This is a genomic window from Nocardiopsis sinuspersici, assembly GCF_001998325.1.
Classification (GTDB): domain Bacteria; phylum Actinomycetota; class Actinomycetes; order Streptosporangiales; family Streptosporangiaceae; genus Nocardiopsis; species Nocardiopsis sinuspersici.
In genome coordinates, this window is the sequence record NZ_MCOK01000001.1 from 3969512 (window position 1) to 3987646 (window position 18135).

The following is an 18135-nucleotide window of genomic DNA, read 5'->3' on the forward strand; positions in this document are numbered from 1 at the left end:
GCGCGGCCGGCCCGTCGCGGGGCGGCGCCCCTTCCCGGAACGCTCACACGGCGATGTCGTCCTCCCCCGTCAGGGGCCGAAAGACCGCGTCATAGTAGAGGTCGACGGTGGTGGCCACCAGCGCGTCCACGTCCGTCTCGGGAGAGGTGATCACCTCCAGGGCCACGCCCTCGACCATGCGGGCGACGACCGTGGCCACGAGGTCGACCCTGATGGGCCTGGTACTGCCGTTGCGGTGCAGCCACCCGAGGTCCTGTTCGACGGTCTGGCGCAGCCGTTCCCGGAAACCGTCCCACTTGCGGCGGTACTCACCGCGCAACTGGCTGGCCTGGTGCAGGGCCAGGATGATCTCCCGCTCCCGCTCGCACAGGCGCAGCAGCGAACCGAGCCCGGCACCCAGGCGCTGCCTGATGCTCGCGGCCCCGCCGACCTCGTGGAGGCTGGCGAGCATGTCGTGCAGGACCGCGTCGACGATCTCCGTGAAGACCTCGTCCTTGGACGGGAAGTAGCTGTAGAAGGTCCCATGGGCCACGTCCGCGCGCTCGGTGATGTCACTGACCGTGGTTCCCGTGAAACCCCTGCGGCGGAAGCTCTCCCGGGCCGCCTCCAACAGCGCCGACCGGCTGCGGGCGCGGCGCCGGTCGCGTCGTGTGGGGACCGCCGCCGGGTCCCGTGCCTCCTGCGCGTCCCTGCCCATGCGGCCCTTTCCTCGCGGCCTCGGTGCCCGACCCCCGTGTCAACGCGTGGAAGGCCCGGTGGTTCGGGAAGCCGGCGTTCGCCGTTCGCGCCGACTCCGCCACAGAGTACATTTATGACTTGGGCGTCAAAATTGACTAACGCGTCAGATCAGGGGGCGGGATGGCCACGCAGGAGCTGGGGGACGGCACGATCCACTACGTGGACCGGGGGTCGGGGCCCGTGCTGGTGCTTCTTCCGGGGCTCGGATACGACCACTCCCTCTGGGAGCCCCAGATCGAGCGCTGGGCCGAGGACCACCGCGTGCTCGCGCTCGACCCGCGCGGGGTGGGCGGGTCGTCGCGGCTGCACGTCTGGAGCGGGATCCTGGCCGCGCAGGCGGCCGACGTCGCCGCCGTGCTGGACCGGCTCGGGATCGACCGGGCCGTGGTGTGCGGCGTGAGCTACGGGGGCGTGCTCGCGCAGAGGTTCGCGCTGGACCATCCGGAACGGGTGGCGGCCCTGGTGACGGTCGACTCCTTCAGCGACACGCGGCCCCGCTCGTTCGGGGAGGCGGTCAACCGGGTCCTCCTGGAGCTGACCGGCTGGCTGTGGCTGTTCCCGCGCCTGATGCGCCCCGCCGTCAGCCGCCAGTACGCCCGGTGGCCGCTGGCGCGCCGGTACATGGAGGCCGGGCTGGAGAGGATGCGCGGACCGGAGACCGTCCGTATCCGCTACGCGCTCAACCGTGTCTCCTACACGTCCCGGCTGTCGCGGTTCGACGGTCCGGCGCTGGTGGTCACGTCCGACTCGCCGTGGCTGCTCCCGATGTCCCGTCGTATCGCCGACGCGCTTCCCCACGGGCGCCTGGCGGTCATCGAGGACTCGTTCGACCCGTCGAACCTGTGCCGCCCCGAGCGCTTCGACGAAGTCCTGGGGGGCTTCCTGCGCGAGACCGGCCTCTAGCCGGTGCCTCCTTGAGGCCGCGCCGCGCCTCGTGCCCGGACGCCGAAGGCACGGGAGCCCTCGGCCCGCGGGTGCGTCACGGGCGCACCGCGGGTGGGGCCGCCGACCGGACGGGCCCCGCGCGAGAACACGCGGGGCCCATGTGCCGGCCGTCGGGGCCCGGTGCCTGTGGACGATCTCCTTCGGCCCCGGACCCGGATGGCCTTCCCTAGCCCACCAGGCCGCGGAAGGACCGCAGCGCCACGGACAGCGTGGCCAGATCGAACCGCTCGTTCTCCTGGATCTCCGACAGGGTGATCCCGGCGCGCTCCACCCGGTCACGGTTCTGGTCGAGCCACTCGGCGATCAGCTCCGGGAGCTCCTCCGCCGGACCGCTCTCCAGCACCCGGGCCGTCAGGTCGGCGTGCGCCGCGTACAGGTCGTCGCGCAGCGAGGCCCGGGCCGTGGTGGCCCACCGGTCGTCCCGCGGCAGGTCGATGATCCGCTCGCGCCACCAGCTGATGTTGAGCCGGTCGGCCAGCTCGAAGTACAGCTCGGCGACCTTCTCCACGGGGCGCCCGGTGCGGTGGGAGATCTCCACCAGGTCCAGCGTGGAGTAGGCGGGCACCATCACGGCCACCTGCTCGGCCAGCTCGGTCGGCACGCCCATCGACGTGTAGCGGTCGCGGCGCTCGACGAACGCCTCCCGGTCACGGCCCCGCAGCAGCTGGTCCAGCCGCGGCAGCACCTCGCCCACACCCTCGGCGAAGTAGCCGATCTCACTGCTGATGTCGAAGGGGAAGGTGCGGTTGCGCAGCAGCCACCGGGCGGAGCGCTCGGCGAGCTTGCGCGTCTCCAGCAGCAGGGAGAGCTGGTTGTCCACCGAGATCCTGTGGTCCAGCTCCTCCACACGGCCCCAGAACCGGCGCAGCCCCAGCACCTCCTGCACCACCAGGTAGGCGCGGGCGATGTCGGCGGGGTTGGCGCCCAGTTCCTCGTTGAGCCGGAACGCGAAGGTCACCCCGGAGTGGTTGACCATGTGGTTCACGACCTGGTTGACGATGATCTCCCTGCGCAGCGGGTGCGAGGCCACGCCCTCGGCGAAGCGCTCCGACCGCAGGGGCGTCGGGAAGTACCCGGTCAGCGTGTCGGCCAGGTAGGGGTCGTCGGCCAGGTCGGACAGGCCGATCTGGTCCTTGAGGCTGATCTTGGTGTACGACAGCAGGGTGGCGAACTCCGGGCCGGTCAGCCCCGCGCCCGCCGCGCGCCGCTCCGCGATCGCCTTGTCGGAGGGCAGGTCCTCCTGCTTGCGCTTGAGGACCTTGGAGCGCTCCAGGTACCGCATGTACCGGCCGTGGACGTGCAGCATCTGGGTGTCCTGCTTGCGCGAGGCGGCCAGCGCGGTGTTCTGTGCGTAGTTGTTGTCCAGTACCAGCTCGGCGACCTCGTCGGTCATGTCGATGAACAGCTGGTCGCGGTCGTCCTTGTCCAGCTTCCCCGACCGCACCTCGCGGTCCAGCATGATCTTGATGTTGACCTCGTGGTCGGAGGTGTCCACACCGGCGGAGTTGTCGATGAAGTCGGTGTTGACCCGGCCGCCCTCGCGGGCGAACTCGATCCGCGCGTCCTGCGTCAGCCCCAGGTTGCCGCCCTCGCCGATCACCTTGACCCGCAGGTCGGCGGCGTCCACGCGCAACTGGTCGTTGGTCTTGTCGCCCACGTCGGCGTGCGTCTCGGTACTGGCCTTGACGTAGGTGCCGATGCCGCCGTTCCACAGCAGGTCGACGGGCGCGGTGAGCACGTACCGGATCAGCTCGTCCGGGGTGAGGGCCTCCACCTCCTCCTCGATGCCGAGCGCCTCGCGCACCTGCGGGGTGACCGGCACGGACTTGGCGGTGCGCGGGTGCACGCCGCCGCCCTCGGAGATCAGCTTCGGGTCGTAGTCCTCCCACGTGCTGCGGGGCAGGTCGAACACCCGCTTGCGCTCCACCCACGAGGTGTGCGGGTCCGGGTCCGGGTCGAGGAAGACGTGGCGGTGGTCGAAGGCGGCGATCAGCCGGATCTGCTTGGACAGCAGCATCCCGTTGCCGAACACGTCACCGGACATGTCGCCGACGCCCACGACCGTGAAGGGCTCCTCCTGCACGTTCACGCCCATCTCGCGGAAGTGGTACCGGACCGACTCCCAGGCGCCGCGCGCGGTGATGCCCATGGCCTTGTGGTCGTAGCCGACCGAGCCGCCGGAGGCGAAGGCGTCGCCGAGCCAGAAGCCGCGCTCGGTGGAGATGGCGTTGGCGGTGTCGGAGAAGGTGGCGGTGCCCTTGTCCGCGGCGACCACCAGGTAGGAGTCGTCGCCGTCGTGCAGGACGGTGCGCTCGGGGTGGACGGTCTCGCCGTCCACGAGGTTGTCGGTGACGTCCAGCAGGCCGCTGACGAACTGCTTGTAGCAGGACACGACCTCGGCCCTCACCTCCTCGCGGGTGCCGTTCTGGGGCAGTCGCTTGCACACGAAGCCGCCCTTGGCGCCGCTGGGGACGATGACGGCGTTCTTCACCATCTGGGCCTTGACCAGGCCCAGGACCTCGGTGCGGAAGTCCTCCAGGCGGTCCGACCAGCGCAGCCCGCCGCGTGCGACCGCGCCGAAGCGCAGGTGCACGCCCTCCATGCGCGTGGAGTACACGTACATCTCGTACCGGGGCCGCGGGTTCGGCAGGTCCGGGATCTGCTGCGGGTTGAGCTTGAGCACCAGGTACGGGTGGCCCTGGTAGTGGTTGGTGCGCAGGGTGGCGCGGATGACCGCCAGGAACGAGCGCAGGACGCGGTCGTGGTCCAGGCTGGCCACGGCGTCCAGCTCGCCCTCGATCTTGCGGACGAGGACGCCGGTGCGCTCGTCGCGGCCCTCGTCGGGCTGGTCGGGGTCGAACCGGGCCTCGAACAGCTCGACCAGCAGGTTGGCGATGCCCACGTTGGCGACCAGGATGTCGGCCAGGTACTCGGGCGTGAACGTGGAACCGGTCTGGCGCAGGTACTTGGCGTAGGCGCGCAGCACGGTGAGCTGGCGCCAGTCGAGCCCGGCGCGCACCACCAGGGCGTTGAACCGGTCGCTCTCGCCGAGGTCGCGCCAGGAGGCGTCGAAGGCCTCCTCGAACAGGGCCTTGAGACGTGCGGGCGCCAGGTCGGACTCGGGGATCGGTCCGAGGCCGAAGTCGTAGACCCACACCGTGCCCACGTCCCGGACGGTGATGTCGTAGGGCCGCTCGTCGACGACCTCCACGCCCAGGTTCTCCAGGACGGGCAGGACGCGCGAGAGCGAGATGGGCTCGCCGATCCGGTAGAGGCGGAACCGGTGGCAGCCGGGATCGGCGTCCTCGCGCTGGTACAGGACGGCCGAGAACTCGCCGTGCCGCCGCTCGGGGTCGGTCCGGTTGAGGAGCCTCTCCAGCTGTGCGATGTCGTCGGCCGCGGCGGCGGGGCCGTTGTCGACCTTGTAGGCCTCGGTCAGGCCGCCGGCGTAGCGGTCCTTGAGCTCGGTGGCGCGCATGGGGCCGAAGGCCCCGGCGAGGGCGTCGTCGAGGTCGGCGTCCCAGGAGCGGGCGGCCTGGCGGACCTTCTCCTCCAGGGCGACCTGGTCGATGTCGGCGAGGGTCTGTCCGTGCCGGGCCCGCGCCACCAGGTACAGGCGGGCGAGCGGAGCGGATCCGATCAGCACGTTGTGGTCCATGGTGGCGCCCTCGAAGGCGTCGGCCAGGACGTTCTGGATGTCCAGGCGCACCCGGGTGCTGTACTGGTCGCGCGGCATGTACACGAAGCACGACATGTACCGACCGCCGTAGGGGTCGCGGCGCATGAACAGCTTGGTGCCGCGCCGGTCGCGCAGGCGCAGGACCCCCCGCACGATGTTGTACAGCTCGCCCACGGGGATCTGTAGGAGCTCCTCGCGGGGGAAGGTCTCCAGGAGCTCGATGAGGTCCCTGCCGTCGTAGCTGTCGGCCTCGAACCCGGCCAGGGACAGCACCTCGGCCTGCTTGCGGCGCATGATGGGGATCTGGGAGATGCTGGTGGTGTTGGCCTGGGAGGTGAACAGGCCGAGGAACCGGCGCTCTCCGACGATGTTGCCCTGGGCGTCGAACTTCTTGACGCCCACGTAGTCCAGGTACTTGGGGCGGTAGACGGTGGCGCGCGAGTTGGCCTTGGTCAGGACGAGGATGTAGGGCTCGCGTGCCTTGGCGCGGATCTCGGGGGGCAGCGCGGCGAAGCTGGTGGAGTCGGGCGGGTCCATCCGCAGGACGCCCAGGCCGGAGCCGGGCTCGGGGCGCAGGGAGTCGTCGCCGTTGTCGTCGGTGACCAGGCTGTACTCGCGGTAGCCCATGAAGGTGAAGTGGCGTCCGGCGGTCCAGCGCAGGAAGTCGACGCTCTCGCCGATCTCGCGCGGGTCCACTCCCCCGGCCACGAGGCGGTCGGGGTAGGCGGCCAGCTCGTCGGCGATCCGGATGGCCCGGTCGCTCATCTTGGCGGCGTCCTCGTCCACGTAGCGCACGTCGGCCAGGACGTTCTCCACGCGTGCGGCGATCTCCTCGACGCGCCCCGGATCGGACTGCGGGTCGATCTCGATGTGCATCCAGGACTCGTCGATGGGCAGCAGGTCCTCGCCGCCGATCTCCGGGTCGACCTGGCGCAGGCGTCCGTCCAGGTCACGGCCGACGGTCATCTGCGGGTGGACGACCAGCCGGACTCCGGCGCCGAGGTCGCCGAGGGCCATGGTGACGGAGGAGACGAGGAAGGGGGCGTTGTCGGTGACGACCTCGAGAACGCTGGTCTGCTGGTCCCAGCCGTCGCGCTCGGCGTCGGGGGTGTAGACGCGGACCTTGGCCCTTCCGGGCGCACGGTGGGTGCCGAAGGCGAGGTGGGCCTCGGCGGGACCGCAGATCTGCTCCGGGGAACGGCCGCTGATCTCCTCCGGGTCCGTGTGGCGGTAGTAGACGGGGAGGAAGCGCCGGACCGCGTCGGCCTCCTCGGGGCTGATACGCGCCCCTGGAGACCACTTGGCGGCCGCGTCACTGAGCAGCTTCTGGAGATGGACGTCGGATTGCCCGGACATAGGGATCTCTCACTCCTTTGTGAGCAACGTCGCACGCGCACTGGCAGAGCAAACGGTCAGGTGATCTGTGAAGTCGTGTTCTGTCGTGTGATTCCGTGTGACCACCCCGGGCCGCGAGGGACCCGCCGGTATGACGGTTGGGGATCGACCCGCGCGCACGGGTGGTCGGGGCGCGGAGCTCCGGACCACGTTGTCCCGAGCCCGCCCGCTGTCCAGGCTACTGGTTGTCGACCCCGGAAACAGGACCGACACCGTTACATGATGGTTACGCACTGTTAGGTCTGTATTGCGGTGATCGGTGACTGCGTACATGGGCCACGACCTACCCCACGGGGACGGCGAACATGTCGCTGTCAGGCCGTCACCTGGTGGACCGCGGTCATGACGGCGCGCGGATCGGTCAGGTCGGGCAGGACGGCGATCGCTCCGGCCTCGCGCAGCTGACCCTCCGTCATCGAACCGCTGAGCACCGCGACCGGGACCGCGCCACCGATCAGGGCGGCGCGCACGTCCGGTGCGGAGTCGGTGACGAACACCGTCTCCTTCTCGGTGTAGGCCCGCCCGCCCTCGCCCGCCGCGTGCAGGCGGATGGACTGGATCAGGCTGGACTTGGGGTAGTTGACCGAGCCGTATCCGCCGATGGACAGGTCGAGGTAGGAGTCCAGGCCGAACGCGGCCAGCTTGGCCGTGGCGTTGGCGCGGGTGCTGCCGCTGACCACGGTCTGGACGGTGTCGGGCATGGAGGCCACGGCCGCCAGGGAGGCGGCCGCGCCGGGCATCGCCCAGCCCTTGGCCGGCAGCTCCTCGGCACGCCTGCCGAAGGACTCCTCCAGGGCGTCCAGGAACTCGCCCAGGATGCTGGTGTCCGGCTCGACGTCGACGTAGTTGCGGGCGCAGAACTCGAAGAACATCTCCGAGTCGGTGCGGCCCGCCACCGAGGTCAGGTAGACCAGCGGCTCGCCGGTGACCTTCTCGAAGGCCTCGGCGTAGGCGGCCCTCATCACCCGCCCCACGTCGAGGAGGGTGAGGTCGATGTTCCATAGCACCAGGCGGCTGATGGCTGACTCCTCGCGAGATGAACCGGTCGGGGACGACTCCATCTTGCCGTATGGCCCGAGAAAGGCAGAAACCTCCGTCCGGGTCCGGCCACGGACAGGGGGTTCCGGACAGGTCCTCACCGGCCGGAGGCCAGGGCCGCGCGCAGGGCCGACGGTGTGCGCCCCGTCTCGGCCCGCACCGCACGGGTCAGGTGGGCCTGGTCGGCGAAACCCAGGTCGGCGGCGATCTCGGCCAGACCGCCCGCACCGTCCTCGATCCGGTCCAGCGCGCGGGCCACGCGGACGCGGGTGCGGAACCCGCTGACCGTCACGCCGGTGTGGTGCCGGAACGTGCGGCTCAGGTGGGCGGGGCCGACTCCGAGCAGGCGGGCCAGGCGTACGAGGTCGCGGGAGTCGGGGTGGTCGGCCAGGACCGCCTCCCGGGCGGACTCGGCCAGCGCACGGCGCCCTGGACCCGCCGTCACCGGCAGCAGGGCCCCGTGGAAGGCCCGGCGCAACAGCCACAGCAGGCGCTCCGTGGCCGCGAGGTCGTCGTCGGCACGCAGCAGCAGGCGGTGCGCCGTGTCCAGCCGCCCGTCGACCCCGAACGCGGGGGGCACCGTACGGTCGTCGGAGGCCTCCCGCCACAGCCCCTCCGCCACGGTGACCGAGGTGCACTCGTCACCGCCCTCCAGGTGGAGGAATCCGCGCTCCCGGCCGGGCAGCTCCACGTAGCCCACCGTCCGGTCCACGGCGACCTCACCGCCTTGGCCGCGCAGCCGGAACCGGCCCCGGCGCACCAGGACGACCCCCACCGTGTCCGAGCTCTCCGGCCCGGACCAGCCCGTGTGCCCGCCGACGCAGGAGACGGCGTGCACCGACACGTGCTCGCCCGTGTGCACGGCTCGTACCGAACGCATACACGAAAGACTACGCACAAGGATCTTCAAGACCGGGGCCGGCCGGCACGGCCATGCTGGCCGCCATGACCTCCAGCACCCTGCGTCCCACCGCCGTGCTCACCGGCGGACTCGTGGTCCTGCTCGTCGGACAGACCATGGCCACGATGGACGGCTCCATCGTCAACGTGGCCGTTCCCACGATCCGTGCCGACCTCGACGCGGGCGACGCCGCCGTCCAGCTCGTCGTCGCCGGGTACGTCCTGACCACCGGCGTCCTGGTCGTCACCTGCACACGGATCGGCGACCTGGTCGGCCACCGCCGGGCGTTCCTGGCGGGGCTGGCGGGCTTCACCCTCGCCTCGCTGCTGTGCGGACTGGCGCCGAACGCGCCCGCGCTGGTCGCCGGGCGGATCCTCCAGGCCTGCGGCGGGGCGCTCATGGTCCCCCAGGTGATGTCCCTCATCCAACTGGGCCACGGGGGCCGGTCGCGCGACCGGGCGCTCGGCCTGTACTCCATGGTGCTGGCCCTGGGCGTGGCACTGGGCCAGGTCGCGGGAGGGCTGATCGTCGGGGCCGACCTGTTCGGTTTGGGATGGCGTCCGGCCTTCCTGGTCAACGTGCCGGTGGGTCTGGTCCTCCTCGCGCTGGGCCCGCGCCTGCTGCCCGCCGGGGAGCGCGTCCGCGGTCAGCGCCTCGACCTCCCGGGGGCGGTGGTCCTCGCCGTGGGGACGGGCACGCTCCTCGCCGCGCTGGTCTTCGGGCGCGAGCACGGCTGGGCCTGGCTGGGCCTCGGGACCGGAGCGGCGGCCCTGGCCGTGTTCGTCCGCCACGAGCGGCGCACCGCCCAGCCCCTGCTCGACCTCGGCGTGCTGCGGCCGCGCGGAGTGAGGCCGGGGCTGGCGGCCTGCTTCGCCGTCATGGGCTGCTACTCGGCGTTCCTGTTCACTCTCACCCTGCACCTGCAGTCGGGGCTGGGGATGTCACCGCTGGCCGCCGGGGTCGCCTTCGTGCCCTTCGCCCTGGGGTTCGGCGCGGTCAGCCTGGGCTGGACCCGGCTGCCCGAGCGCCTCGGGAGGGCGTTGCCGGTGCTGGGGCCGCTGGCCTTCGCCGCGGGCCTCGCGGCCCTGGTCCCGCTCGCCCGCGACGGCTGGCCCGCGGCCGCGTCCGCCGTGCTGTTCGTCGCCGGATGCGGCCACGCCGCCGGGTACAGCCCGCTGATCGCGCGCGTCTGCGCGCTCGCGGGCCCGCGGCACGCCTCCGCGGTGTCCGCGCTGAACACCACTGGCACCATGCTGGCCAACGTCGTCGGAGTGGCGGCCCTGGGCGGTGTCTTCCTGTCCGCCGGGGACACCTGGACCGGGTTCTCCGCCGGCGCGGGACTGGTCGTCGTGCTGCTGCTGGCCACCGCGGTGTGCGCCCACCGCGCGGTGTCCCGGCCCACGCCGCGCCACTGAGCGGGCCCGGCCGCGGCCGGGCGGGTGGGAGGCGGGGAACGGCTGCCCGCCTCCGCCCCGGGACGGCGTACGGCTACGCCCCGTCCTCCCGGACGAGATAGCGCAGCTCCTGGACGGCGAACCACATCAGCTCGTGGCCCTCCGCGGCGTCCGAGGCGGGGTCCTGAACCGCCACCGCGATGTCGCGGGCGGCGTCGGCGTCGTCCACGTGCGCCGAGGCCAGCTTCTTGTAGGGAACCGCTCCGGTGACCTTCACACGGGCCACGCCCTCCCCCGCGCGGCCCTCGTGCTCGACCACGCGGTCGGGCATGTCCGCGACCAGCACCACCCGGCGGCGGGGCGCTCCGGGGTCGGCGGCCAGCAGCGCCAGGGACTCACCGGCCGCGGCGTACATGGCCTCGTACTCGACCTCCTCGGCGTCCTCGCCGGGACCGGGGTCGGCCGTGAACGCGGTCAGCGGTACGTCCTCCAGCCGCCCCTCCTCCAACAGGCGGACCAGGGCGGGGATGGTGCTGGGCAGGAAGACGTACATGTGAGCGACTCTCCGGGACGTGGGCTGATCACGTCAAGTGTGCCAAATCCGGGCCGCCCCGGCGCCCCTGCCCGTGGCCGGGGAGGGGCACGCCGTGGCGGGGTCAGGCCGCCCGCTCGTCGGGGACCGGGGGCGCGCCGTCGCCGTCCGGCGCCAGGAACCGCTCCAGCTCCAACCGCGTGGTGCCCACGTCGGTGTGCAGGATGCCGGTCATACCGAGCTCCTCGGCGATGCGGACGTTGTGCTCCAGGTCGTCGATGAACACGCAGTCCTCGGGACGCAGGCCGAGTCGTTCACAGGTGTGCAGGTAGATGCGCTCCTCGGGTTTGCGCATCCCCACCTCACCGGAGATGACCACCGTGTCGAAGGTGGCGTCGAAGTGCTCACGGGGATAGCAGTTGCCCCAGGAGTTCGACAGCAGGGCGGTGCCGGCTCCGCCGTCCCTGGCCTCGCGCAGTGCCTCGTACATGGCGTGCACCGGGTCGAACTCGCAGAACATGCGGTCGATCAGCCCTTCGGCCACCACCGGACCGCCGTGCGTGCAGCGCAGCAGGGCCGCCAGCTCGCGCTCGAACTCGCGGGTGTCGATCTCGCCCCGCTCCAGCGCGTGCACGGGGTTCTCCCCGCCGCAGCTGTCGTCGAAGTAGGGACGCATGACCTCGTGGTAGTGCTCGACGTCGATGCGGTCGGCGTGCAGCCAGGCCCGGATGCCGTCGCGCAGCGGTGGTGTGAGCACACCGCCCCAGTCGCAGATGACCCCGCGTCGGTTGCCGTCCATCCGATCCCCTCCTTGGTCGTCGGTGGTCGTGCGTGTCCGTTCGGACCACCGCCCGCTCCTCGGTCGCCCGAGGGGCCGGGCGGGCAACGGTTCTTCCCGTTCCCCGCCCGTCTCAACCACCGCGGACCCCTCCGGGGCCGCGCGCCCCGCGGCCGGGATCAGGTCGTCAGGCCGGTTCCGGCCTCCACGTCGGCCGCGGGGACGTCCACCGGCAGCTTCCCGGAGGGCTTCACCAGGCCCGCGACGACCCGGGCGGCCGCCGCCCTGGACACGTCCACGGACGAGTAGAGGGCCAGGAACGCCTCCGCCTCGGGGAAGGCCGCCAGGTCGTAGGGCGTGCCCTGGGACACCACGACGACCAGGAGCCCCTCGGCGCGCGCGGAGGCGACCAGAGCGCTCTGCTCCGAGGCCCCGCTGCCCCCCTCGGTGCCCACGACGACGGCGTCGGCCTCGCCGGCCGCCCCGTCCACCACATTCATCCCCGCCTCGGTGAGCGCGGCGGCGATCTCCTCCGCGCCCACGCCCCGGACCCGGACGCCGTCGCCCTCGGCGAGCGGCAGCAGGCCGCCCTCGTTGCGCACCAGGGTCGCCGAGGCGTCCGCCACGCGCTGGGCGGCCTCGGCGTGCGCGGGGTCCTCCAGGACGGCCGCGGCGCCCTCCACGTCCACCGGTTCGGCCTCCAGCACCCCGCGCTTCTCCTTGAGCGCCAGGACGCGCAGCACGGACTCGTCGATACGCTCCTCGGTCAGGCGGCCCTCCTCGACGGCCCCGCGGATCGCGGACACGGCCGCGGCCGGGTCCGGCGGCATGAGGAGCTGGTCCACGCCCGCCTCCAGGGCGCGCACGGCGACCTCGCCGTCGGAGTGGCGCTGGCGCACGCCCTCCATGTTGAGGGCGTCGGTGGTGACCACGCCGTCGTAGCCCAGCTCCTCGCGGAGGATGCCGTCGATGATCTCCGGGGAGAGGGTGGCGGGCTCGGGGTCCTCGCCGCCGACCAGCTGCGGCATGAGCACGTGCGCGGTCATGATGGCGTCCACGCCCGCGTCGATGGCCGCCTTGAACGGCGGCAGGTGCTCGGCCTCCCAGCGGTCGCGCGGCATGTCGATGACGGGCAGGCCGCTGTGGCTGTCCACGTCGGTGTCGCCGTGGCCGGGGAAGTGCTTGGCCACCGGCACCACGCCGTTCGCGGAGTAGGCGCCCGCCTCGGCGACGGCCATCCGCGCGACCAGGTCGGGATCGGACCCGAAGGAGCGGACGCCGATGACCGGGTTGTTCGGATCGGTGTTGACGTCGGCGACCGGCGCGTAGTTGAGGTTGACGCCGAGCGCGGTGAGCTCCTCGGCCGTGGTGGCGGCACGCAGCTCGGCCAGTTCGGTGTCGCGGGTGGCGCCGACGGCCATGGCGTCGGGGAAGCCGGTGCCCACGGGGAGCCGGGCCACGAGGCCCTGTTCCTGGTCGATGCCCAGGAACAGGGGTACGCCCCGCCCCTGCTCGGCGGCGAGGTCCTGCACGCCCGCCGACATGGCGGCGATCTGCTCGGCGCCTTCGAGGTTGGCGTCGAAGTAGATGAGGCCGCCGGGCCGGTGGGCCTCGATCTGCGCGGCGTTGTCGGCGGCCGAGGTGCCCTGGGCGGTCAGGACGAGGAGCTGGCCGATCTTGTCGTCCAGGTCCATCTCGGAGAGCAGCCGGGGCGCGAGCACGGGCTCGAAGGGCTCCGCGCCGGCCGACGGCTGGGGTTCGTGGTCCTCCGGCGAGGAACCCACCTCCTCGTTGGTGCATGCGGTGGCGATCAGGGCGAGCCCCACGCAGGCCGGAGCCAGGGCGTGCGGAACGGACAGTCTCATGGCGGGTCTCGTCTTCCGGCGGATCGTGGGTTCGCCGCTGGAGAATACCCGTTTTCGAAGGACGGAGCGCCGATCGCCACGACACGGGCGCCCGTCGCCGCGGCCAGGACGCCTGTCGCCGCGGGAGGGGCCGGGAGGCCGGTCCGGTGCGCGGGCGCCGGCCCGCCCGCGCACCGGCCCGCCCGCGCACCGGCCGTTCAGTCCCAGGTGAAGAGGGGGTCCCCGTGCTGGACCGCGCCGCCGGCGACGTCGCCGAGCGCGTCGGGCGAGGCGTCCAGCGCGACCACCGGGACGACCGACGGACGCCCCTGGGCCGCGACCATGCCCGGGGACCAGCGGACCACCGGGGTGCCCGCCTCGACGTCGTCGCCCTCGGCGGCGAGGAGGGTGAACCCCTCCCCCGCCAACTGGACGGTGTCGATGCCCAGGTGGACGAGCACGCCCCGGCGGTGGTCGGGGGCCATCACGACGAACGCGTGGGGGTGCAGTTTCACCAGGGTCCCCCCGATGGGGGACACGGCCTCCTGGGACCCCTCCTGTCCGCCCTCCTGGCCGGGTTCCGGGTGGACGGCGACCCCGGGTCCGACCATGGACTGGGAGAACACGGGGTCGGGCACCGTTTCGAGGGACAGCGCCGTTCCGGGTACCGGGGAGAGTACGCGCAGCGCACCGGTCATGTCTGACATGGGGGATGCCTTCCCTTCCAGGGCGGTTTGATCCACACGCGGGGGTGCCGTTCACGCGACGGTCGGGCGGCGGGAACCCCCATGGAGGGCACCGCCTATTCGAGCAGGTCCCGGATGTCGTCGGTGAGCGCGTCGGCCTCGGGGCCGACCACCACCTGGACGACGTTGCCCGAGACCAGGACCCCGTGCGCACCCGACGCCCTGAGGGCGTCCTCGTCCACCAGGGCGGGGTCGGCCACCTCGGTGCGCAGGCGGGTGATGCAGGCCTCGATGTCCTCGATGTTGTCCGCACCGCCCAGACCGGCGACGATCGCCGTTGCCTTGTCAGCCATGTGTCCTCCGTGTTCTGCCATGGAACGGGGGTGTCCCCCCGAAGCCTGAGGGCGAGCTTATGGGTGACGCGCCCCACGCACCAGAGCCCGCGGTCGGACGGGGTGTTGGGGAGGGCGCCCTCAGGAGGTCTGGGTGACCTTGTTCAGGCCGCGCGGGACGTCGGGGTCGTAGCCCAGGCGGCGGGCCAGGCGCTCGGTGAGCAGCTGGGCGGGGACGATCAGGTTCATCGGGGACACCCACTCGGGCACGTCCGGGACGGGGACGGACAGGTCGCTGACGGCCGCCAGGGACTCGCCTCCCCCGAAGCCGAACACCGGGGCCCCGGCGGAGCGGGCGCGCTCGGCGAGGGCGACCGTGCCCCGCAGGGTCGGGCCGGTGGGGGCGGCCACGAGCAGGGCGGGGGTGCGCGGGTCCACGACGGCGATCGGGCCGTGCAGCAGGTCCGCGTAGGACAGGCCCATGGCGTGGAGGTAGCAGGCCTCCTTGAGCTTCAGCGCGGCCTCCAACGCGGTGGAGAAGGCCATGCCGCGCCCGGAGATGACCGCTCCCTGCACGGCGACCATCCGCTCGACGATCTCCTCCAGGGCGCCGGTGGGGGCCGCGAGGGTCTCCTCGATGCCTTCACAGACCCGTCCCAGGTCTCCGGGGTCCAGGTCGGCTCCGAGGCCCAGGGCCAGGACCGCGAGGGCGGCCAACTGGGTGCTGTAGGTCTTGGTGGCGGGCACCGCGACCTCGTTCCCGGCGCGGGTGACCAGGGCGACGTCGGCCTCCACGGCCAGCGGGGAGCCGGCCCCGTTGGTGACGGCGACGGTGCGGGCGCCGCAGTCGGCGGCCCAGCGCATGGTGTCGACGATCTCCTCGGTCCTGCCCGACTGGGAGATGGCCACGGCCAGGACGCCGGACAGGTCGATCCTGGCGCCGTAGGTGGTGGCGATGGACGGCGAGCCCAGGGTGGCCAGGCGGCCGGCGTGCGCCTGGAGGAGGTAGCTGCCGTAGACCGCCGCGTTGTCGGAGGAGCCGCGCGCGATGAACAGCACCTGCCTGGTGGAGCGGCCCAGGGCCTCGATCTCCGGACGCAGCGGCAGCAGTTCGGCGAAGGTGCGGCGCAGCGCCTCCGGCTGCTCGGCGATCTCGGAGCGCATCACACTCGTCGTGGTGGTCATGAAGGCCTTCCTGTGTGAGGCGTTGGCGGGCGGTGGGCGCCAGGCCGCCCGGGGCCGCGTGCCGCTCGCCGGGGCCGCGCCGGACGCCCTGGACCGGAGCGGACCACCTCCGGACCGGGAAGGACGCACCCTCCCGACCCGTCCTGGTGACGGCGCGAACCGCCTGCCGCCAGGTGGATTGACACGCGAACGCGGCTGTGGTCTAGTCCGGACTATACCAGTCATGTCCGGCTTGCCCCAGAAGACCCCGGAAACCTGGGAGGTCCCGGGCCCGGGTATCGGGAGCGCGGACGAACCGTCCCGCGCTAAGGTCTGACGCCAACTCCACCCGCCGACCGAGAAGGCCGTCCGCCCCATGTCGATCGACCCCGGCAACCCGCTGCCCAAGTACAGCCAACTACGCGACCTCCTCCTGGACTGGATCACCGAGGCCGGGCTGGGCGTGGACGACATGATCCCCTCCGAGCGCGAGCTCAGCGCCACCTACGGGCTCTCGCGGATGACCGTCCGCCAGACCATCGACCTGATGGTGGCCGAGGGGCGGCTGTACCGGGTCCCCGGCAAGGGGACCTTCATCGCCCGGCCCAAGATCGAGATGTCCCTGGTACTGGCCTCCTTCAGCGAGGACATGCGCTCCCGCGGCTTCGAGCCCGGTGCGCGCGAGCTGATCCGCCAGGTCATCCCGGCGAGCGGGCACACCGCCCGCATGCTCGACATCGCACCGGGCACCCTGGTGCACCACATCGAGCGCATGCGTACCGCCGACGACGAGCCCATGGCCGTGGAGCGCTCCAACATCCCCGCCGCCATGGTCCCGGGTCTGGAGGACTTCGATCTCGCCGAACGATCCCTCTACGAAGTCCTGGAAAACGAGTTCGACATCCTGTTGGATTCCGGGGAACAGACCATCGAGGCGGGGATCTGCGACTCGGCGGACTCCCGGCTCCTCGGTCTGCCCGCTGGAAGCCCGGTGCTGGTGATGCAGCGCCGGAGCTTCACCAAGGGACAGTGCGTGGAACTGGCACTGTCCACCTACCGCGCCGACCGCTACCAGCTGCATTCCCGGCTGGACCCGCGGCGACACGGCGACTGACACCCCGCGCCCACGAGGCGCGTGTCCGAGGGAGGACCCCCCACCATGAGTTCGGACCAGACCCCCGCAACAGCCGCACCGGAGCCACCGGGCGGCACCGCCAAGAGGGCGAAGCGCCCCTCATCCACCCTCGCCGTCCTCCAGCGGCTCGGCCGCAGCCTGATGATGCCGATCGCGGTGCTGCCCGCCGCGGCGATCCTCCTCCGCCTCGGCCAGCCCGACCTGCTCGGCGTCGACGGCCTGGCCGGGTTCTCCGGGATGGGGTGGATGGAACCGGTCGCGGGTGCCGTCGGCACCGCGGGCAGCGCGGTGTTCGAGGCCCTTCCCCTGCTGTTCGCGATCGGTGTGGCGATCGGTTTCGCCAAGCGCGCCGACGGATCGACCGCGCTGGCGGCGGTCGTCGGCTACCTGGTGTTCGACCGGGTCGCCACGTGGACGATGGTGACCTTCGACGGGCCCACCGGCGACCTGGGGTCGCGGCTGACCACCTATCCCCTGCCGGTCGACCCGGTGACACGGGAACCGGTGACCGATCCGGAGGCCGTGAACGCGGTCATGCCGGTCATCAACCACGCGGTGAAGAATCCGACCGACGTGCTCGGCGGTATCGCGGTGGGCCTGGTCGCGGCCCTGCTGTGGCAGCGCTACCACCGGATCAAGCTGCCGACCTGGCTGGGCTTCTTCGGCGGCCGCCGGTTCGTGCCGATCGTGACGGCGCTGGCCGGCCTGCTGATGGGTGTGGCGCTGGGCCTGGTCTGGCCGGTCGTCGGCGGATGGATCCAGAACCTGGGCGAGGGCATCATCGGCGCCGGCGCGCTGGGGGCCGGCGCCTACGGCGTGATCAACCGCCTCCTGCTGCCGATGGGCCTGCACCACGTGGTGAACTCGTTCATCTGGTTCGTGTCGGGCACCTACACAGCCCCCGACGGCACAGTGACGCACGGCGAGATCACCCGCTACTTCGCCGGCGACCCGGACGCGGGCGGCCTGCTGTCCGGGTTCTTCCCGGTGCTGATGTTCGGCCTGCCCGGCGCGGCCCTGGCGATGTGGCTGGCGGCCCACAAGGAACGGCGGACACAGATCGGGTCGATCATGATCCCGGCGGCGCTGACCGCGTTCGTGACGGGCATCACCGAACCGGTGGAGTTCGCGTTCATCTTCGTGGCCCCGGCGCTGTTCGTGGTGCACGTGGTGCTGACCGGTGTCTCGATGGCGATCCTGAACGCGCTGGACGCCCATCTGGGCTTCGGGTTCTCGGCGGGCCTCATCGACATGCTGTTGAACGCGACGAAGGAGAACACGACCGGGCTGGGACTGATCCTGTTGCTCGGGGTGATCTACTTCGCGCTCTACTTCGGGATCTTCTACGTGCTCATCACCCGCTTCAACCTGCCCACGCCGGGCCGTGAGCAGGATCCGGACGATCCCGTCGAGGGTGAGACCGTGCGGGCGCACACCGAGACCAACACCGGCGAGGATCCCCCGGACTCCGGAAGGCCGTCGGACGACCGGTCGGGGTCCTCGGGCTGACCCCGGGGCCGTCCACGGGCCGACACCCGGCATGGTGGGGCGGGGCCGCCCTTGGACGCTGGAAC

The 18135-nt window shown here is 72.0% G+C and carries 14 protein-coding genes; 4 read left to right on the plus strand and 10 right to left on the minus strand.

The features are described 5' to 3' along the window. Positions 1–43: 43 nt before the first annotated feature. On the minus strand, positions 44–697 hold the full coding sequence (locus tag NOSIN_RS17150; protein WP_077691722.1) for a TetR/AcrR family transcriptional regulator: 654 nt from the start codon (positions 695–697) through the stop codon (positions 44–46). A 161-nt stretch (positions 698–858) separates the two neighbouring features. On the opposite strand from NOSIN_RS17150, the gene NOSIN_RS17155 reads away from it, so the two are divergent. Next, the gene (locus NOSIN_RS17155) at positions 859–1641 is read left to right on the plus strand and encodes an alpha/beta fold hydrolase (RefSeq protein ID WP_077691723.1); all 783 of its coding nucleotides are present in this window, start codon (positions 859–861) and stop codon (positions 1639–1641) included. A 208-nt stretch (positions 1642–1849) separates the two neighbouring features. Here NOSIN_RS17155 and NOSIN_RS17160 read toward each other — a convergent pair whose 3' ends face one another. The 3 genes from NOSIN_RS17160 to NOSIN_RS17170 all read right to left on the minus strand — a co-directional run bounded on the left by NOSIN_RS17160 (position 1850) and on the right by NOSIN_RS17170 (position 8675). Further along, positions 1850–6718: an NAD-glutamate dehydrogenase gene (locus NOSIN_RS17160; protein WP_077691724.1), complete on the minus strand. Its 4869-nt coding sequence runs from the start codon at positions 6716–6718 to the stop codon at positions 1850–1852. Between the two features lie 353 nt (positions 6719–7071). Continuing rightward, entirely contained in the window at positions 7072–7818 is a 747-nt protein-coding gene (locus tag NOSIN_RS17165; RefSeq protein ID WP_077691725.1) for an HAD family hydrolase, read from the minus strand. A 74-nt stretch (positions 7819–7892) separates the two neighbouring features. After that, positions 7893–8675, minus strand: a complete 783-nt coding sequence (locus NOSIN_RS17170) for a helix-turn-helix domain-containing protein (RefSeq protein ID WP_077691726.1) — start codon at positions 8673–8675, stop codon at positions 7893–7895. 65 nt (positions 8676–8740) lie between these two features. Here NOSIN_RS17170 and NOSIN_RS17175 point away from each other — a divergent pair, with 65 nt between their 5' ends. After that, a complete protein-coding gene (locus tag NOSIN_RS17175; RefSeq protein WP_077693627.1) occupies positions 8741–10111 on the plus strand; it encodes an MFS transporter in 1371 nt (456 codons plus the stop codon). Positions 10112–10184: 73 nt separating this feature from the next. On the opposite strand, the gene NOSIN_RS17180 is transcribed toward NOSIN_RS17175, so the two are convergent. The 6 genes from NOSIN_RS17180 to NOSIN_RS17205 form a co-directional block, all read right to left on the minus strand. Further along, the gene (locus NOSIN_RS17180; RefSeq protein WP_077691727.1) at positions 10185–10643 is read right to left on the minus strand and encodes a DUF6912 family protein; all 459 of its coding nucleotides are present in this window, start codon (positions 10641–10643) and stop codon (positions 10185–10187) included. Between the two features lie 103 nt (positions 10644–10746). Continuing rightward, positions 10747–11421 (minus strand): HAD family hydrolase, encoded by a 675-nt coding sequence (locus NOSIN_RS17185; RefSeq protein ID WP_077691728.1) that lies wholly within the window; start codon positions 11419–11421, stop codon positions 10747–10749. A 158-nt stretch (positions 11422–11579) separates the two neighbouring features. Continuing rightward, positions 11580–13265, minus strand: coding sequence for a glycoside hydrolase family 3 protein (locus NOSIN_RS17190; protein WP_077691729.1), 1686 nt, complete (start codon positions 13263–13265; stop codon positions 11580–11582). 197 nt (positions 13266–13462) lie between these two features. After that, entirely contained in the window at positions 13463–13951 is a 489-nt protein-coding gene (locus NOSIN_RS17195) for a PTS sugar transporter subunit IIA (RefSeq protein ID WP_077691730.1), read from the minus strand. Between the two features lie 95 nt (positions 13952–14046). Then, positions 14047–14283: a glucose PTS transporter subunit EIIB gene (locus tag NOSIN_RS17200; RefSeq protein WP_077691731.1), complete on the minus strand. Its 237-nt coding sequence runs from the start codon at positions 14281–14283 to the stop codon at positions 14047–14049. A gap of 120 nt (positions 14284–14403) precedes the next feature. Beyond that, positions 14404–15447, minus strand: a complete 1044-nt coding sequence (locus NOSIN_RS17205; RefSeq protein ID WP_077691732.1) for an SIS domain-containing protein — start codon at positions 15445–15447, stop codon at positions 14404–14406. Between the two features lie 355 nt (positions 15448–15802). On the opposite strand from NOSIN_RS17205, the gene NOSIN_RS17210 reads away from it, so the two are divergent. Next, positions 15803–16540, plus strand: coding sequence for a GntR family transcriptional regulator (locus NOSIN_RS17210; protein WP_077691733.1), 738 nt, complete (start codon positions 15803–15805; stop codon positions 16538–16540). 45 nt (positions 16541–16585) lie between these two features. After that, positions 16586–18070, plus strand: a complete 1485-nt coding sequence (locus tag NOSIN_RS17215; protein WP_077691734.1) for a PTS transporter subunit EIIC — start codon at positions 16586–16588, stop codon at positions 18068–18070. Positions 18071–18135: the final 65 nt, after the last annotated feature.